Origin of the sequence: Sandarakinorhabdus sp., from assembly GCF_031430775.1 — a bacterium.
Taxonomy (GTDB): Bacteria; Pseudomonadota; Alphaproteobacteria; order Sphingomonadales; family Sphingomonadaceae; genus Sandarakinorhabdus.
Genome location: NZ_JANPCD010000214.1, coordinates 1 through 17240, shown reverse-complemented (window position 1 = coordinate 17240; position 17240 = coordinate 1). Strand labels below are relative to the sequence as shown.

17 protein-coding genes and 1 tRNA gene are annotated in these 17240 nt (G+C 64.2%); 9 read left to right on the top strand and 9 right to left on the bottom strand.

The window, feature by feature from the left end; all coding sequences use genetic code 11:
* Positions 1-642 (top strand): peptidase (locus RMQ73_RS13925; RefSeq protein ID WP_310498919.1); only part of this gene is annotated, 642 nt, incomplete at its 5' end.
* A gap of 3 nt (positions 643-645) precedes the next feature.
* Here RMQ73_RS13925 and RMQ73_RS13920 read toward each other — a convergent pair.
* Entirely contained in the window at positions 646-1869 is a 1224-nt protein-coding gene (locus tag RMQ73_RS13920; protein WP_310498917.1) for an MFS transporter, read from the bottom strand.
* A 94-nt stretch (positions 1870-1963) separates the two neighbouring features.
* Between RMQ73_RS13920 and RMQ73_RS13915 the strand changes: the two genes are divergently transcribed.
* Complete coding sequence (locus RMQ73_RS13915) at positions 1964-2734, top strand: SDR family oxidoreductase (RefSeq protein ID WP_310498916.1); 771 nt, start codon at positions 1964-1966, stop codon at positions 2732-2734.
* 107 nt (positions 2735-2841) lie between these two features.
* On the opposite strand, the gene RMQ73_RS13910 is transcribed toward RMQ73_RS13915, so the two are convergent.
* Entirely contained in the window at positions 2842-3543 is a 702-nt protein-coding gene (locus RMQ73_RS13910) for an SIMPL domain-containing protein (RefSeq protein WP_310498915.1), read from the bottom strand.
* A gap of 227 nt (positions 3544-3770) precedes the next feature.
* Between RMQ73_RS13910 and RMQ73_RS13905 the strand changes: the two genes are divergently transcribed.
* The 6 genes from RMQ73_RS13905 to RMQ73_RS13880 all read left to right on the top strand — a co-directional run bounded on the left by RMQ73_RS13905 (position 3771) and on the right by RMQ73_RS13880 (position 11122).
* The gene (locus RMQ73_RS13905; RefSeq protein WP_310498914.1) at positions 3771-4964 is read left to right on the top strand and encodes an efflux RND transporter periplasmic adaptor subunit; all 1194 of its coding nucleotides are present in this window, start codon (positions 3771-3773) and stop codon (positions 4962-4964) included.
* A gap of 20 nt (positions 4965-4984) precedes the next feature.
* On the top strand, positions 4985-8059 hold the full coding sequence (locus RMQ73_RS13900; RefSeq protein ID WP_310498913.1) for an efflux RND transporter permease subunit: 3075 nt from the start codon (positions 4985-4987) through the stop codon (positions 8057-8059).
* Between the two features lie 55 nt (positions 8060-8114).
* Complete coding sequence (locus RMQ73_RS13895) at positions 8115-9338, top strand: DUF445 domain-containing protein (protein WP_310498912.1); 1224 nt, start codon at positions 8115-8117, stop codon at positions 9336-9338.
* Positions 9335-9904: a GNAT family N-acetyltransferase gene (locus tag RMQ73_RS13890; RefSeq protein WP_310498910.1), complete on the top strand. Its 570-nt coding sequence runs from the start codon at positions 9335-9337 to the stop codon at positions 9902-9904. Before RMQ73_RS13895 ends, RMQ73_RS13890 begins: the two co-directional genes overlap by 4 nt.
* On the top strand, positions 9901-10083 hold the full coding sequence (locus tag RMQ73_RS13885) for a hypothetical protein (RefSeq protein WP_310498909.1): 183 nt from the start codon (positions 9901-9903) through the stop codon (positions 10081-10083). The genes RMQ73_RS13890 and RMQ73_RS13885 overlap by 4 nt, the downstream gene beginning before the upstream one ends.
* A 181-nt stretch (positions 10084-10264) precedes the next feature.
* Positions 10265-11122 carry a c-type cytochrome gene (locus RMQ73_RS13880; RefSeq protein ID WP_310498908.1) on the top strand — a complete coding sequence of 286 codons (858 nt, stop codon included), beginning with the start codon at positions 10265-10267 and terminating at the stop codon, positions 11120-11122.
* 6 nt (positions 11123-11128) lie between these two features.
* On the opposite strand, the gene RMQ73_RS13875 is transcribed toward RMQ73_RS13880, so the two are convergent.
* The 4 genes from RMQ73_RS13875 to RMQ73_RS13860 form a co-directional block, all read right to left on the bottom strand.
* On the bottom strand, positions 11129-12355 hold the full coding sequence (locus RMQ73_RS13875; RefSeq protein ID WP_310498907.1) for a pyridoxal phosphate-dependent aminotransferase: 1227 nt from the start codon (positions 12353-12355) through the stop codon (positions 11129-11131).
* 296 nt (positions 12356-12651) lie between these two features.
* Positions 12652-12728, bottom strand: a tRNA-Arg gene (locus RMQ73_RS13870).
* Between the two features lie 11 nt (positions 12729-12739).
* Complete coding sequence (locus RMQ73_RS13865) at positions 12740-13018, bottom strand: NADH dehydrogenase ubiquinone Fe-S protein 4 (RefSeq protein ID WP_310498905.1); 279 nt, start codon at positions 13016-13018, stop codon at positions 12740-12742.
* 57 nt (positions 13019-13075) lie between these two features.
* The gene (locus RMQ73_RS13860; RefSeq protein WP_409049879.1) at positions 13076-14089 is read right to left on the bottom strand and encodes a polyprenyl synthetase family protein; all 1014 of its coding nucleotides are present in this window, start codon (positions 14087-14089) and stop codon (positions 13076-13078) included.
* Positions 14090-14191: 102 nt separating this feature from the next.
* On the opposite strand from RMQ73_RS13860, the gene RMQ73_RS13855 reads away from it, so the two are divergent.
* Positions 14192-14473, top strand: a complete 282-nt coding sequence (locus RMQ73_RS13855) for a chorismate mutase (protein ID WP_310498903.1) — start codon at positions 14192-14194, stop codon at positions 14471-14473.
* On the opposite strand, the gene RMQ73_RS13850 is transcribed toward RMQ73_RS13855, so the two are convergent.
* The 3 genes from RMQ73_RS13850 to RMQ73_RS13840 all read right to left on the bottom strand — a co-directional run bounded on the left by RMQ73_RS13850 (position 14470) and on the right by RMQ73_RS13840 (position 16845).
* Positions 14470-15807: a sensor histidine kinase gene (locus RMQ73_RS13850; protein WP_409049880.1), complete on the bottom strand. Its 1338-nt coding sequence runs from the start codon at positions 15805-15807 to the stop codon at positions 14470-14472. The genes RMQ73_RS13855 and RMQ73_RS13850 overlap by 4 nt on opposite strands.
* A 95-nt stretch (positions 15808-15902) precedes the next feature.
* Entirely contained in the window at positions 15903-16565 is a 663-nt protein-coding gene (locus tag RMQ73_RS13845) for a response regulator transcription factor (protein ID WP_310498901.1), read from the bottom strand.
* A gap of 28 nt (positions 16566-16593) precedes the next feature.
* Positions 16594-16845: a hypothetical protein gene (locus tag RMQ73_RS13840; protein ID WP_310498900.1), complete on the bottom strand. Its 252-nt coding sequence runs from the start codon at positions 16843-16845 to the stop codon at positions 16594-16596.
* Between the last annotated feature and the right edge of the window lie 395 nt (positions 16846-17240).

Sequence of the window (17240 nt, the reverse complement as noted above, 5' to 3'; positions counted from 1 at the left end):
GACCGGGTGATCCTGTGCACGTCCGCAGGCAGCCTGTCGGTGACACAATCCGCCCTGAGCCGCGTTGCGCTGGGCGTCACCATGCCGGACACCGGAGAGAAGGAAACTGTCTCCGGTGCAGTGACGGTGTTTCGCGCGGCGCAGATTGTCGGACAGGCATTGTCCGAGGCCAAGGCGTCGATCGATGCCGTGGTCAAGGACGAGGATGTCTATACCGACGCGACGCTGCTGCTGGCCGGATCACTGGGCGGGCGGCGGCCACGATTGTTCCTGATCTATGGCGCCGGCAATTTCATCGAATGCCAATCGGACACGCCGTTCCTGCAAATCGGCGAGCACAAATATGGCAAGCCGGTGCTCGACCGGATGCTCGGCTATGAAACGCCGATTGCCGAGGCCATCAAGATCGCGCTGATTTCGTTTTCGGCCACCATGCAGTCGAACCTGGCGGTCGGCATGCCCATCGATCTGGCAACGATCCGCGCCGGGGTTTCGGACATCGAACTGCTGCACCGCATCGACGCCGATGATGACTATTACCGCGAACTGACCAACCGCTGGTCACATGCGCTCAGGGCGGCGGCGGCGGCGATTCCGCTGCCGAGCTATGCAAGTGAACCGGATCTGGAGCTGCGGGATTGATGCTCAGGCAGCAGCCGGCTGCGGAAGGCCGACGGAATCGCGCTTGAGCCACAGCATCACGGCCAGCGCCAAGCCAAGCACAGCCACGCCGGTCATCGAAAAATAGCCCCAGGCGGCATGGCCATCGACCTTCAGCCGTTCATACAACTCGCCTGACAACAATGTCGTGAGCGCCTGTGCCGGAGCCGATGCCAGCGCCATGTACATCATCTGCGCTGTCGGCGTGCGATCATCGCCGTGCAACGCCTGGATCATGCGCATCGCGCCCAGAAACGTCGCCGCAAACGTGCCGGCGTGCATGATCTGCAAGCCATACAGCGCCCACACCGGCGGCAGCATGGCCAGCGCCGACCAGCGCACAACCGCCGAAATACCGCCAACCAGGATCAGGGTTTCCGGCGCGAACCGTTCGGTCCAGCGGGCCATGAAAATCAGGAATCCGACTTCGGCAATCACGCCGATCGACCAGAGATTGCCCGACAAGGTGGACGAAAGCTGCTGGTCATTGGTCCAGATCAGCGTGCCGGCGACATAGAAATAGCTGTGCGTCGCCTGAATGAGCCCGGCGGCAAAGATCAGCAGCGCGAACTTGCGGTCCTTGAGCATGCCGACGCCCGCGGACAGGCGCTGCATGAAAGGTGCCTCGGTATCGCCGGCCACTTGTTCGGCCGGCATCCACGCCGCAGCGGCGATGAGCAGGATGGAAACACCGAGCAACCAGGCCCAGACCGCCCATGGACCATAGCCGCCAATCAGCGCACCGACCGCCGACGATCCGACAACAAAGGCTGCCGATGCCAGCCCACGCGCCACGCCGTAACGCGGCCAGCCATATTTGGTCAGCCGCAGCAGCGCCGCCTCGACGACCGGCAGCAGGCCCCAGAATGCCACGTCCATCAACAGGATGATGGTGAAAATGGCGGCAAAGCCGGTGACAAACCACAACGCGCCGAAACCGATGGTCAGGATGGCGGCGAACAGGAACATCGGCGCGCGCCGGTCGCTTCGGCCATCGGCCCAGGCGGCGGTCAGCGGACCGGCGATGATGCGCGAAAAGCCGCCGATGGCGAGCACAAGGCCGATCTGCGAGCCGGAGAAGCCTTGCGCCTTTTCCAGCCAGAGGGGGAGGAACGGAATGAGACAGCCAAAGCCGGAAAAGAACAGGCAGGCCAGCCAGGTGGCGCGCACGCCGGGCTTCTGCAGCGATGACAAGATCGATTCGGGCATGACGTTCTATGGCCGGCGATTCCGGACTTGTCATCCTTGGTGACAGACGCGCGCAGGCCGGCCATAACCGGCCAAACACCAGAGGGGAGAGACCATGAGCACCTTGTTTGACCTGACCGGCCAGGTCGCGCTGATCACCGGATCGTCGCGCGGCATCGGCAAGGCCACTGCGTATCGCATGGCCGAACACGGCGCCAATGTCGTCATCTCCAGCCGCAAGGCCGATGCCTGCGAAGCGGCGCGTGACGAAATCAACGCCGCATTTGGCCGCGAAGCCGCCATTTCGGTGCCCGCCAACATCGCCGACAAGGGCAGCTTGCAGGCATTGGTCGATGCCACCATCGCGAGATGGGGCCAGATCGACCATCTGGTGTGCAACGCCGCGTCCAACCCGTATTTCGGGCCGCAGGCCGGCATCACCGACGATCAGTTCACCAAGATCCTGCAGAACAACATCATTTCCAACCATTGGCTGATTGCCATGGTGGCCCCCGCGATGCGCGCCCGCAAGGATGGCAGCATCACCATCATCAGCTCGGTCGGCGGTCTCAAGGCCTCGACGGTCATCGGCGCCTATTGCATCTCAAAGGCTGCCGACATGCAGCTGGCGCGCAACCTGGCCGCCGAATTCGGTCCCGACAATGTCCGCGTCAACTGCATCGCGCCGGGCCTCATCAAGACCGATTTCGCCAAGGCATTGTGGGACAATCCCGACATCCACAAGGCCTCCACCAGCGGCGCGCCGCTGCGCCGCATCGGCACGCCCGATGAAATCGCCGGCATGGCGGTGTTGCTGGCAGGCAAGGGCGGGGCCTTTGCCACCGGGCAGTGTTTCGTGATCGACGGCGGCGCGACGATTGCCTGATTCTGGCGACTGACGCTGGCGCAAGTCTGTCTTGTCGTACGGAAAATCGCCCCGGTATCGAATGACACCGGGGCGATTTTCATGTCAGCGATGCCGCAATGCGCCGGTCAATCGAGAGCAAAGGTCATCGTGACGCTGACCGTAAGGGCCATTTCGCCTGGGGCAACCGGTGTAGTCTCGGCCAGTTGGGCCGATGCCATCTTCATCATCGGACGCGGATCGCCCTGCACGGCACTGCCTTCGGTGATCGACAGGATGCGGCCGAGTTTCATGCCGGCGGCACCTGCATAAAGTGCTGCCCGCGCCCGGGCATCTGACACTGCGGCGCGGCGCGCCTCGTCCTGAGCGGCGCCGGCTGCCTCGATCTGGAATACCGGCCCGCCAATCTGGTTGGCGCCGACACTTACCAACGTGTCCAGCAGCCGGCCGGTATCGGCGATCTTGCGGACCCTTGTCGTCACCATGTTGCTGGCCTGGTAACCGGTGATGACCGGCGCTGCACCATTGTCATAGCGATACTGTGGCTGGAGCGAGAGCCCGCTGGTCTGGATGTCGCGGTCTGCGATGCCGGCCTTGCGAAGGGCCGTCACGACACGGGCCATGCGCGCGGCATTGTCGGCCATCGCCGCCGCCGCAGTCGCTGCCTGGGTGACGACCCCGCCGGAAAGCTCGGCGATATCCGGGGTCCGCAGCGACCTCCCTTCGGCAATGATGGTCAGAACGGCAGGCGCGGCTGCCGGCGTCTGCGCAGAGACCGGCCCGGCAATGCCTGCAAGTGCTGCACATCCGGCCATCATCATTTTATTCATCGGTTTTCTGCCCTTTTCCCGGATGCGTGAACTGCGCTGATGACAGGGCCGTGCTTGCGCAAGGCTGAACAAAGGGATTGTGCAGCGGTAAAGCTGTGACAGCATGCGTCGTTCGGTCATGGGAAAGTCAGGGGAAATTGCCTTCGCGGCGCCACTTTCTTGCGGTAAGAGGAGACTTGCACTCGGTGACGTATTCATATAATACAGCATCGATGAAGGAAGTTTTGATGAACGTGCACAATGCTTTGCCGGACACCGCAGGTGCCCGGCCGTACAAGTTCGAGACCCGCGGTGAAGGCGATTCGCCGCCGCGCCGCTGGCTGCGTCCGGCGCTGATCGCACTTGGCATGCTGGCGGCACTGTTCATTGCCTGGAAGATCTTCGCGCCGGGGCCCCCTGTCGAAGCCCCGGTGAATACCCTCCCGCAGGTGACGGTGATTGTTCCGGCGAGTTCGCCGGTGGTAGAAAACCTGTCTGCTCCCGGGTCGATTGCAGCCAGGCGCGATGCCGGCGTTGGCGTTCAGGGCGAAGGCGGGCGCGTGTTGCGCGTGCTGGTGGAGCCGGGCCAGATCGTCTCGCAGGGGCAGGTGCTCGCGGTTATCGACAAGGGTGTGCAGGAACAGCAGGCGTTGCAGCTGGCGGCATCGGTGCGCCAGGCGCAGGCCGACGCCCGGCTGGCCGAAGCCAATCTGGCCCGCTCCGAAGCGTTGGTTTCGCGGGGCTTTGTCAGCCGCGCCGACATTGATACGCGCACCGCGGCCCGTGACAGCGCGATTGCGCGCGTCGGTGTCGTGCGTGCCCAGCTGGCCGAAACCCGTGCCCGCATGGACCGTCTCGACGTCCGCGCGCCGGCCTCCGGCCTGGTGCTCTCGCGGTCGGTCGAAGCGGGGCAGGTCGTTGGCGGCGGCAGCGGCACATTGTTCCGCATCGCCGAAGGCGGCGTGCTGGAAATGCGCGCCCAGGTTGCCGAACAGGACATGGCGCAGCTCAAGCCCGGCATGAGCGTGCGGGTGACTCCGGTAGGTTCGCAGGTTTCCTACCCTGGCAAGCTGTGGCTGCTTGATCCCGTAATCGACCCGATCAGTCGGCAGGGCATCGCCCGTATCCAGTTGAATTATGCGCCCGGCCTGCGTGTCGGCGCGTTTGCGCGGGCCGAAATTGCTGCTGCTGCCGTGTCGCGGCCCATGCTGCCGCAATCGGCGGTGCTGGCCGACGCGACGGGTAATTATGTGTTGGTGCTCGGTGCCGACAACAAGGTCGAGCGCCGCCCGGTTGTCATCGGCACTGTCAGTGATGGCGGCGTCGGTATCAGCCGCGGACTGAACGGCACCGAAAAGGTTGTCGCCAGTGCCGGCGCGTTCCTGAAGCCGGGTGACAAGATCGCGCCTGTGATTGGCCCAGTTTCTGGCAAAGCCGGCTGAGCCGGGTAGGAAAGTCAGACATGCGCAATATTTCTGCCTGGTCGATCCGCAATCCGGTTCCGCCGCTCGTGCTGTTCGTGCTGCTCATGGTGGTCGGCATCGTGTCGTTCCGCTCCATGGCCATCAACAACAACCCGGACATTGATTTTCCGGGCGCGCAGGTGATCGTCAGCCAGCCCGGCGCCGCGCCGACCGAGCTGGAAACACAGGTGACGCAGCGCATCGAAGCGGCCGTGCGCGGCATCAACGGTGTCGATGAAATCAACAGCTTCGTGTCCGAAGGCACGTCGCGCACCAGCATCCAGTTTGCCATCGGCACGCCCATTGATCGCGCCGTCAACGATGTGCGCGACGCCGTGGCCAATATCCGGTCCGACCTGCCGCAGGGCATCTTGCAACCGCAAGTGCAGCGCCTCGATGTTGCTGGCGGCCCCATTGCCTATTTCTCGGTTGAATCGACCGACATGACGCTCGAACAACTGAGCTGGTATGTCGACAACACCGTAGCAAAACGGCTTCTGGCGGTGCCGGGCATGGCCCAGGTGCGCCGGTCCGGTGGCGTCAGCCGCGAAATCCGCGTCATCCTCGATCCGGCGCGTCTGCAAGCCTATGGCCTGACCGCCAGTGCCGTCAACGCGCAGCTGCGCCAGGTCAATCTCAACGCAGCCGGTGGCCGCGCCGAAATCGCCGGGGCCGAACAATCGGTGCGCGTGCTCGGCAATGCCGCGTCGGCGCGCATGCTTGGCGAAACCCAGATTTCACTGGGGATCGGCCGGACCGTGCGCCTGACGGACATTGCCGAGGTACGCGACAGTTTTGCCGAGCAGCGCAGTATTGCCAAGCTTGATGGCCGGCAGGTGCTCAGCTTTTCGATGGCCAAGTCCAAGGGCAGCTCGGACGTGTCGGTTTACGACGCGGCCGTGATTGAAATTGCTGCGCTTCAAAAGGAAAATCCCAAGATCCACTTCTCGCAGATCTTCACATCGGTCGAATACACCAAGGCCCAGTACAAGGGCGCGATCGCTGCGATGATCGAAGGCGCCGTGTTGGCGGTGCTAGTGGTTCTGGTGTTCCTGCGCGACTGGCGTGCGACGGTGATTTCGGCGATGGCCATTCCGCTTGCGGCAATCCCGACGTTCTTCTTCCTGCAACTGCTCGGTTTTTCGCTGAACACGCTGAGCTTGCTGGCGCTCAGCCTGGTGGCAGGCGTGCTGGTCGATGACGCCATTGTCGAAATCGAGAACATCGTTCGCCACATGCGCATGGGCAAGACTGCCTATCAGGCGTCAATGGACGCAGCGGACGAAATCGGGCTCGCGGTGGTGGCAACCACCATGGCGATCGTCGCTGTGTTCCTTCCCGTTGGCCTCATGCCGGGCATCTCCGGACAGTTCTTCAAGAACTTCGGTTTCACCGTTGTCGTTTCGGTGCTGCTCAGCCTGGCCGTGGCGCGACTGATCACCCCGATGCTGGCGGCGTTTTTCCTCAAGTCCGATGGCGCAGCCGAGCATGGCGAGGGTCAATGGATCCATGTCTACATGAAGATGCTGCGCTGGGCGCTCGCCAATCGCTGGAAGACAGTGCTGGTTGGCGGCGGTTTGGCATTTGCCGGCACGATTCTGGCCTTTGCCACGCTGCCGATAACGTTCCAGCCGGCTGTGGACAGCGACGACAGCCAGGTCACGATTTCACTGCCACCGGGAACGACACTGGCGCAGACCGAGGCCGTCGTCGACAAGGCGGTTGCCATTCTCAACTCATCGCCAGTCACGGCGCAGGCCTTTTCCGACATCGATATCGGTAGCGGCAATATCTACCTGACGCTCAAGAAGGAACGCCCCATGAAGCGGGTGGACTGGGAGCGCGAGATGGGACCGAAATTGCAGGTCATCCCCGATGCCCGCGTCGGCTTCCAGTCCCAGTCTGGCGGCTTCAGTGGCCGCGACTTGTCGGTGACACTGTCGGGCAATGATCCCGTGCTTCTGGAGAAGACCGCCCTCAAGGTTGTCGAGGAAATGCGCGGCATGAAGGAGCTTCGACAGCCGCGCATCGAGGGCGATCTCAATCGCCCGGAAATCACGATCCGCCCGCGCTTTGATCTGGCCGCAGAAATGGGTGTCACCACCGGCGCCCTGTCCGAAGCCATCCGCATCGCGACCTTGGGTGACATAGACCAGAATGTTGCCAAGTTCAGCCTGTCGGATCGTCAGATCCCCATCCGCGTCGCGTTGGCGCAAAGCAGCCGCCGCAGCCTGGCGACAATTGAAAACCTGCCGGTTGCAACGGCGCGCGGTGGGTCGGTGCCGCTCAAGGTCGTCGCTGACATCAGCTTTGGCGCCGGGCCGACCGAAATTCGCCGCTTCAACCAGCAGCGCCGTGTGCTGATCGGCGCCGATCTGGCGCCGGGCCTGGTCAGCGGCGATGCCCAGCCCAAGATCGATGCCCTGCCCACGATCAAGAACCTGCCGCTCGGCATCGAAAAGGTCCGGCTTGGCCAAGACAAGTGGCAGCTCGAACTGCTGATAAACTTTGTCGTGGCGGTGATTGCCGGCGTCATCATGGTGTTTGCGGTGCTGGTGCTGCTTTACAAGCGGGTGTTGCCGCCGCTGGTCAACATGCTCTCGCTGCTGCTCGCTCCGCTTGGCGGCGGCATTGCACTGCACCTGACGGGCAATGTCATTTCGATGCCGGTGTTCATCGGGCTGCTGATGCTGCTCGGCATCGTCGCCAAGAACTCCATCTTGCTAGTCGACATGGCGATCGAGGAAATGGAAAAGGGCGTGTCCAAGATCGATGCCATCCTTGAAGCGGGTCACAAGCGCGTGCAGCCCATCGTGATGACGACCGTTGCCATGGTGGCCGGCATGCTGCCGATCGCGTTGTCGCTAGGCGGCGACGGTTCGTGGCGGGCGCCGATGGGCGTTGTCGTCATCGGCGGCCTCATCATGTCCACGGCGCTGACGCTGGTCATCGTGCCGGCAGGCTTCAGCCTGGCCGTGAGCGCTGAAAACTGGCTGGCGCCGCGCATGAAGCGCTGGTTCACCAACAACGAACCTGCTGCCGGCCGTTCCGCGCCGCCGGCCCCGGCGGAGTAGCGCGGCACTGCCAAAGCCCTCGCCTTTCGCCTTCCCGGAATCGCCTTTTCACCAGATGCGGGCTGCGGCGACGCTTTTGCTCGCCCTGATGGCATCGATCTTTGTCGCGGCCAGCGTGTATCACGGCGCCCACCCTGCCCTGCCCTGGGTACGTGCCTTTGCCGAGGCTGCGATGGTCGGCGGGCTGGCAGATTGGTTTGCGGTTACGGCGCTGTTTCGCCATCCGATGGGGCTGCCGATTCCGCATACCGCGATCATCCCGGCCAACAAGGACCGGATCGGCGACAGCCTGGCGCAGTTCCTGAAAGAGAATTTCCTGACCCCGGCTGTGGTCGCCCGGCGACTGGAGACAGCCGATCTGGCCGGCATCGTTGCATCGGCGTTGCAGGCCGACCGGTCCACCGGCAAGCGAAGGCGCGGGCTGGGGCCATTGCTGGCGCGGCTGATCGAGGCGCTGGATGACAAGGCCGTGGGCGACCTGGTGCGCGACACGGCCACCAGCCGGCTGAAAGCCATGGCGCTGTCACCGATCGTGGCCGATGCCGTCGATACGACCTTGGCCAAGGGCCGCCACGAACCGATCATCGATGCCGCGCTCGATTGGGGCCTGAAAACCCTGTCTAGCGAGGAGCCGACCATTCGCGGCATGGTCGCGGACCGCACCAACTGGTTCCTGCGCCTCGTCAATGTCGATGAGAGCGTGTCGGATTCGCTGATCGGCAGCGTGCAACGCCTGCTGGTCGAGGTGAAGCACGACCCCTATCACCCCTTGCGCCAGCGCCTGCACGACAGTCTCAAGACCTGGGCGTTCGATCTGCGGCATTTTCCGGAATCGCAGGAAAAGGTCGAAGGCTTCAAGGATGACCTGATTGCCAATCCGGCCATGGGGACGCTGCTGTCGGGCCTGTGGGGCGAGGCGCGCGACGCGCTTGTCCGCAGTCTCAATGACCCTGCATCGGCCGAAGCCGACCGGTTGGGGCCTGCCATGAAGGCGCTCGGCGCGCGGTTGGACAGCGACGCGAACCTATCGCACGCCGTCAACCTGGCGCTGCGCCGTGCCATCGTCGGGCTGGCGCATGATTATGGCGATGCCATAGTCGCGTTGGTGTCGGACACCGTGCGCGGCTGGGATGCCAGCACCGTGACCGAAAAGGTCGAAAATGCCGTGGGCCGCGATTTGCAGTTCATCCGCATCAACGGCACCATCATCGGCGGCCTTATCGGTATTGCCATGCACGGCATTGCACTGGGCCTGCGCGCGCGCGGCGTGGTGCCATGACGTTCGACCGGCAGCTGTCCCTGTATCATCCGATGGTGACGCTGCGCCCGGCAATGCCCGATGATTGGGGTGCTCTGTATGCGGTGGCGTGCGACCCGGCCATCTGGGCGGTCCACCCCGCGCATGATCGCTGGCAGGAACCGGTTTTTCGGAGTTTTTTCGATGCGGCACTGGCGAGCGGCGGCGCACTGGTCGCCATCGACCCTGCAACCGGCGCGATCATCGGATCATCCCGTTTTGACTATGACCGCACCGAACCGGGCGAAATCGAAATCGGCTGGACGTTCCTGGCGTGCAGCCACTGGGGCAGCCGCACCAATCACGCCATGAAGGCCCTGATGGTCGGCCACGCGCTGGCCAGCCATGATCGCGTGGTGTTCATGATCGGCGAGACCAATATTCGCTCGCGCACAGCCGTGGAACGCATCGGCGCCGTGCTGACGGGCCGCACCATGACCGCCGACCTCTCCACCGGCCCCGTCGTCCATGTCATCTACGCCATCGACCGCGCCGGCTTTGCCGTTGGCCCGCTGGCGGCGCTGTTGGCGGCGGGCAGCGCCCGATGACCCCGCGTGAACTCATCGACATGGCAGAAGTGCCCGGCGGGCCGCCGCTGCGGCTGTTCCGGCGCGGCGGCGACCCGCTCGGCACCATGGCTTGCGACCGGCTCGGCGGCCGGCCTGCCCCAACGGCAAGGGCGCCGCGCACGTCATCTGGTTCGCCACCAAGTGTTGCGCCAGCCTGACCGTGGTTTCGCGTGCTGGGCAGCGTGCCCGCGCACGTCAGCCATAAGGAAAGGCTCGGCGGCATGCCGAAGCAGGGCCGCTGTTTGGATGCGACGCTTGGCGGCGCGTGGCTGATGGCCTGGCCGGCTTGCCATTGCTATCATGCCTGTGACACTCTTTGCGCCTTGCAGGGGGTCGGGCATGAAGCGGGATATCCAGTTCATCATTGCAGTGCTCGTGCTGACGCCGCTGGCCTTCATGGCCGCAGTCTTCTGGCGCAGCGAGCAGTATCTGCGCAGCTTCTCCCTGCCCTCTGCGTTTACCGCCGCCGCGCCGCCCATCGCCGCCGTGCTGGCACAGGGGCAGCATGTTGCGCTGACGCGCGGCTGTTATTCCTGCCATGGCGAACGCTTGCAGGGCGCGGTCAAACCCTGGGCGGGGCGCGCGGTGGCGGTGAACCTGGCCGACTATGTGCGCCGCTACCCCATTGCCATCTTTGAGCGCGCGCTGCGCCATGGCATCGGGAGCAACGGCCGGGCGCTCTATTCCATGCCGTCCTTTGCCTACACGCGGCTGCGCGACGACGAGGTGGCAGCCCTTTATGCCTGGATTGGCCAGATCCCGGTCGCTTCGGACCCGCTGCCCGGGCCACGGCTCGACTTGCCGACGCGCTTCGCGCTCGCGACCGGACGCGATGTGGCGGTTCCACATGCCGTGGCGCTTGTGCCGGGGCCGCGTTGGCAGGGCCATTCCGACCCGGCTGTGCGGCGCGGGGAGCATCTGGCAATGACCATCTGTTCGGAATGCCATGGCCTGTCACTGAAGGCCGACTACCCTTGGGCGAGCGACGAAGGCCCGGGCCTGCCGCCGCCGCTGACCATCGCCGCCGCAGGTTATGACAAGGCGGCCTTTGTCCGCCTGATGCGCACCGGCAAGGGCACGGGAGACCGGGACCTTGGGTTGATGTCCCAAACCAGCCGGTCGCGGTTCGTGCACTGGACCGATGCCGAGATCGACGATCTTTTTGCCTTTCTCACCGCCTTTGGCGAAAAAGGGTAGGATGCTTCAGACGAGCCGCCCCACCGCGCGTTGAATGCGCGTGCAGGCGTCCTCCAGCAGCGCGTCTGACGTCGCATAGCTGATGCGGAATGCCGGCGAACCGCCGAACGCGGCGCCGTGCACTACGGCCACACCCTCGCTTTCGAGCAGATATGCCGCCACGGCTTCGTCGTCGGTGAGCACCTTGCCGTCCGGCGTGGTCTTGCCAATCAACCCGGTGCAATCGGGATAGACATAAAATGCGCCCTCGGGACGCGGGCAGATCAGCCCCGGTGTCTGGTTGAGCATGGAGACGACCAGATCGCGGCGGCGCTGGAAGGCGGCGTTGCGTTCGATCAGGAACGACTGGTCGCCATTCAATGCGGCAACCGTCGCGGCCATCGAGATCGAGCAGGGATTGGACGTGGACTGGGATTGCAGCTTGGCAATCGCCTTGATGAGCCAGGCTGGGCCGCCGGCGAAACCGATACGCCAGCCAGTCATGGCATAGGCCTTGGACGCGCCGTTCACGGTCAGCGTGCGGTCGTACAGGCCCGGTTCCACCTCGGCCAGCGTGCCGAAATCAAAGCCGTCATAGACGATGTGCTCGTACATGTCGTCGGCCATGACCATGACATGCGGCGCGCGCATCAGCACATCGGTCAACGCCTTGAGCTCGGCGCGCGTATAGGCGGCACCGGTCGGGTTGGACGGCGAATTGAAGATCAGCCATTTCGTGGCCGGCGTGATCGCTGCCTCAAGCTGCGCCGGGGTCATCTTGAAGCCCTGATCGACACCGCAGGCGACTATTACCGGCGTGGCGCCGGCCAGCAGCACGATATCGGGATAGCTGACCCAGTAAGGCGCCGGGATGATGACTTCGTCGCCAGGATCGAGCGTGGCCAGCAGCGCATTGAAAATGGTGTGCTTGCCGCCCGCATTGATGGTGATCTGGTCAAGGCCGTAATCAAGGTTGTTGTCGCGCTTGAACTTGGCCTGCACCGCCGCCTTGAGTTCAGGCGTGCCATCGACGCCGGTGTATTTGGTCTGGCCGGCGCGTATGGCGGCAATGGCTGCGTCCTTGACGAAATCGGGCGTGTCGAAATCCGGCTCCCCTGCCCCAAGGCCGATGATGTCACGGCCCTGGCGCTTCAGTTCCGCCGCCTTGTTGGTGACGGCAATCGTCGGGCTGGGCTGGATGCGCTGAACAGCGGCAGAAAGGCGGGGAGAATTGGGGGGAGTGGTAGTCGTCATGGCGGTTTTCCTGTTGGCGCGGAACCGTCTAGCGAAAGTCGTCTGTGGGAGCAAACGGATGCCTGCCGAAATGCGCTCTGTACGGAGAGGATTTGCCGTGGCCGGCGGAAACGCCACCGAACCCCTTGGGTTCGCAAGGCCGAACGGCCTTCCGAGCCAATGCGAGGCAAGCCAAGGTCGCGGATGCGGCCGCCCGGCGTTTGAGGGAAAACAAAAAATGGTGCGCCCCGTCGAACTTTGTTCGAACGATCAAAGATCCGAGCGCCAAGCGCCAGTCTCGTTTGACAGGGGAAAAATGGTGCGCCCGGCAGGATTCGAACCTGCGGCCTCAGGATTAGAAGTCCCGCGCTCTATCCAACTGAGCTACGGGCGCGTGATGCCTGTCTATCTGAAATTGTCGGCATAGGCCTGAAGTTTCAGGTGGCGGGGGCCGAGCGGCAATATCTCGACGGCAATGTCGTTGGCGGCGGCATAATCAAGGGCTGCCTGCTGCGAGGGAAAGGCGAGCCGCACCTGACCTTCGGTGAAGCCTGAACCGCTCCAGCCTGTCAGCGGGTCCTGCCGCAGCCGGTCATCGCGTTCCATTTCCAGCAGCCATTGCCCGGTATGGGCACGGCCGGACTGCATTGAGGATTTGGGACGCTGATAGAGGCGGGCATTCATGACGCTGTCCTTCGCGCAATCCGCGCCGTTGTTCAAGCCGCCAGCATGCCACGCGGCTCAATAGGCGCGGTGAATGGCGAATTCGACCGTTTCGGTCAGCGCCGCCCTGGCAGGACCACCCGGGAAGCCAGCAAGCGCATCGATGGCGCGGGCGCCATAATGGCGGGCGCGGGCCATGGTGTCGGCAACAGCGGCGGTTTCGCGCAGCAGCTGCCCGGCGCGTTCCAGCTCGGTATCGCCATTCGCGCGCCCGGTCATTGCGAGCCGCCAGAATTCGCGGGTTTCGGCGGTGCCGCGCGCATACGCAAGGATGACCGGCAGCGTGATCTTGCCGTCGCGGAAATCATCGCCGGCGTCCTTGCCCATCGTCTTGGCGTCGGAGACATAATCGATGGCGTCATCGACCAGTTGAAAGGCAATGCCGAGGTTGCGGCCATAGGCGGCCAACGCCTCTTCGGCTTGCGCATCGCGCTCGGCCACAACGGCGGCAATCTGGCAGGCGGCGGCAAACAGCGCGGCGGTCTTGGCGCTGATGATTTCGAGATAGCGATCTTCGCTGGTTTCGACATCGCGCTGCGCAGTCAACTGGGCCACTTCGCCTTCGGCAATGATGGCCGACGCGCTGCTGAGGATCTTGAGCACCTTGAGCGAGCCGTCCTCGACCATGAGTTCAAAGGCGCGGCTGAACAGGAAATCGCCCACCAGAATGCTGGCGGGATTGCCCCAGAGCCGGTTGGCGGTTGCCTGGCCACGGCGCAAACCCGAGGCATCGACGACATCGTCGTGCAGCAGCGTGGCGGTGTGGATGAATTCCACCGAAGCAGCCAGCCGGTGGTGGCGCGTGCCTTGGTAGTCGAGCAGCGCAGCGCAGCCCAGCGTGAGCATCGGCCGCAACCGCTTGCCGCCGCCGGCAATCAGATGGCCGGCCAGTTCGGGAATCAGCGCGACTGGCGATTGCATGCGGTCGATGATGACATGATTGACTGCGGTCAGGCCCTGGCCGGTCAGCGCCATGAGCGCGGCCATGCTTGGTTCGGGCCGGGGGCGGAGCGTATGAATGGTGGCTGTCACGACGCTGTTTCTTAGCGGCCTCAGCGCGCCGTGCAAGCATCAAGCTTGCACCCGCGCGTTTGCGCCGCAATGGTATGAACGACAGGTTTTGAGGACAGTAACGTGACCGACGACACATTGGGCGCCTTTCGTGACAGCATCGACAATATCGATGCGGCATTGGTGTTCCTGCTGGCCGAGCGTTTCAAGGTGACGCAGGCGGTCGGCCGTTACAAGGCCAGTGCCGGGTTGCCGCCGGCCGATCCGGGCCGCGAGGCCGCGCAGGTGGCGCGGCTGCGGGCGTTGGCGGAGACCGCCAAGCTGGACCCCGAGTTTTCCGAAAAGTTCTTGCGCTTCATTATCGACGAGGTCATCCGCCATCATCAGGTGGCGCAGGACGGCTAAAGCGCCGCTGGCTCCGGCGCGCGGCGCTCGCCGGGCAGGATCAACCGCACCAGCAGCCCGCCGAGGTCTTCGGATTCGTCCAGTTCGACGTGGCCACCATAAATTTCGGCCACATCACGCACAATGGCCAGCCCAAGCCCTGTCCCGGGCTTGTCGGTGTCGAGCCGCTCGCCGCGCGCAAACAGCCGCGCGCGGTCCTCGGGGGCGATGCCGGCGCCGTCATCCTCGATCATGATCTCCAGCCTGTCGCCCGCACCGCCAACGGTGACAAAGACCCGGCCGCCGCCGTGCAGGGCCGCATTGTCGATCAGGTTGCCGACCATTTCGTCGAGATCCTGGCGCTCGCCGCGAAACTGCCAGTCCTTGTCACCTGCAAGATCGATCGTGATCTCGCGCTCGGTGTGAATGCGCTCGACGGTGCGAATGATGGCCCCAAGCGCTGGCCAGACCGGCGTGCGGCTGGCCGATGCGCCGCGCTGGCCGGCGGCGCGGGCGCGGGCCAGCTGATGGTCGACATGGCGGCGCATGACCTGCACCTGCGCCTCGACCGTGCGCGCCAACGGATCGGTGCGGCCGCGCGTCTCGCCGATCAGCACGCTCATGGGGGTTTTCAGGGCGTGGGCGAGATTTCCGGCGTGCCGGCGCGCCGCTTCGGCCTGGGATTCATTGTGTTCGAGCAGTTCGTTGATCTCGGACACCAGCGAGGCCACTTCGAGCGGCACATCGGCCTCCACCCGTCGCGCGCTGCCCGACCGGATGGCGGCAATCGCGGTGCTGACCCGGCCCAGCGGCGACAGGCCCAGCGTCGATTGCAGACCGGCCATGGCAATCAGGCCAAGGCCGAGCACGCCAAGCGACCAGAACAGGATGCCGCGCGTTGCGGCAATCTGGCGGTCGAGATCGCGCGTCGATTGGGCGACCTGGAAATAGAACAGGGTATCGATCCCCGGCAGGCGCACCTGCCGCGCCACGACCCGCAGCGGCTCGCCGGCAAAGCGCGTCGTCTCGAACTTGCAGGGCTTGCGGCAATCGCGGGGCGGCCGGGCATCGAGCAGCCGGTCCCACAGCGAACGCGAGGGAAAACTGGGCTGACCAGTCGCCGACACCTGCCAGTACAAGCCCGAATATGGCTCGGAAAATCGCTGGTCGCCAAGCGGGCGCAGAAAACGCACCTCGCCGACGTCATCGAGGTCGGCGGCGTTGACCATGCTGGAGAGGGTCGTCTGCAACTGTTCGTCGAAGCTGTTGGTCAGCGACCCGACCAGCACCCTGTCAAGCGCGATGCCGCCAAGGCCGAGCAGCGCGATGATCCACGCCGCAGCGATAAGGATCATGCGCAGGCGCAGGGAACGGCCCTTTTGTGTGGGCTGCGCGGCTTGCTGCCGGGGCTGCTGCGTGCCGGGAACAGGCGCGGTCACAGCCGTGCCGCTCAATCCATGTCGTTCAGGCTATAGCCCAGCCCGCGTGTGGTGGCGATGAGATCGGGCCCGAGTTTTTTGCGGATGCGCGTGATGAACACTTCGATGGTGTTGGAATCCCGGTCGAAATCCTGATCATAGATGTGCTCGATCAGTTCGGTGCGGCTGACCACCTTGCCCTTGTGGTGCATCAGATAGGACAGGAGCTTGAACTCCTGCGCCGTCAATTTGACAGGTTCGCCGTTCAGTGTCACCCGGCCCGAACGGGCGTCGAGCCGCACGCCGCCGGCAACAAGTTCGGAACTCGCCTTGCCGGCGGCGCGGCGGATCAAGGCACGCAGCCGGGCAATCAGTTCTTCGGTCTGGAAAGGCTTGGCCAGATAGTCGTCGGCGCCGGCATCCAGCCCGGCAACCTTGTCGGACCAGCTGTCACGCGCCGTTAGCACCAGCACGGGCATGACCTTGCCCTCGCGGCGCCAGCGATCGAGCACCGTCAGGCCATCGATCTCGGGCAGGCCCAGGTCGAGCACCACGGCGTCGTAGTTTTCATTTGAGCCGAGATACAGCCCCTCTTCGCCATCGGCGGCGACATCGACGGCATAACCCGCCTGTTCAAGCGCGCTTTTCAGCTGCCTGAGCAAGTTGGGCTCGTCCTCAACGACCAGAATGCGCATGTGTTTGTTTCCCGTCCGGCAGATTCGCCTAGAAGCTGCGGCGTCGGTTCAACCGTTGTCCGGTGCGCGCGTCAACATCAACATTGAAAAGATTGCCGTTGTCGACAAAGCGGAAGCGGTAGGTTCGCGACGACATGTCGAACTGCGCGCCGACATATTCGCCGCGCACTTCGCTGGTGACGCGGCCCAGAATGGCCTCGAACGGCATGATCTCGCCGGCCTTGACCAGTTCATGCACGCCGCGCTCATCAGCCGCGGCGACCGGCGATGCGATGAGCATGAGCGTGCTTGCGACAAAAGACAAAAAACGAATGGAGCGCATGGTTCAGTACAAACCTCGATGGATCACCGATATGAGCCTGTCCCGCTGAACTGCCACTGAACATTGTCCAGCGTTCCGACCCCGCCGCGATTCTAGCCATAGTGCCGCAAAAACCGCAATGGCTGATGTAGTTAACACAATCTTGCCGCCGGTTTTGCCGCCACTTTCCTCCTGGCTGCGCCAACACTGGCACTTGCCATATGCCGCTGCGTCGGGCACCGCCCCCGCCATGCCCGAACCTGTCCTGACACTTGAGAATGCCGGCCTGCGCCAAGGGGGAGGCTGGCTGTTTCGCGGCCTCGACCTGACGATCGATGCCCGCGACCGCCTGGCGCTGATCGGCCGCAACGGCG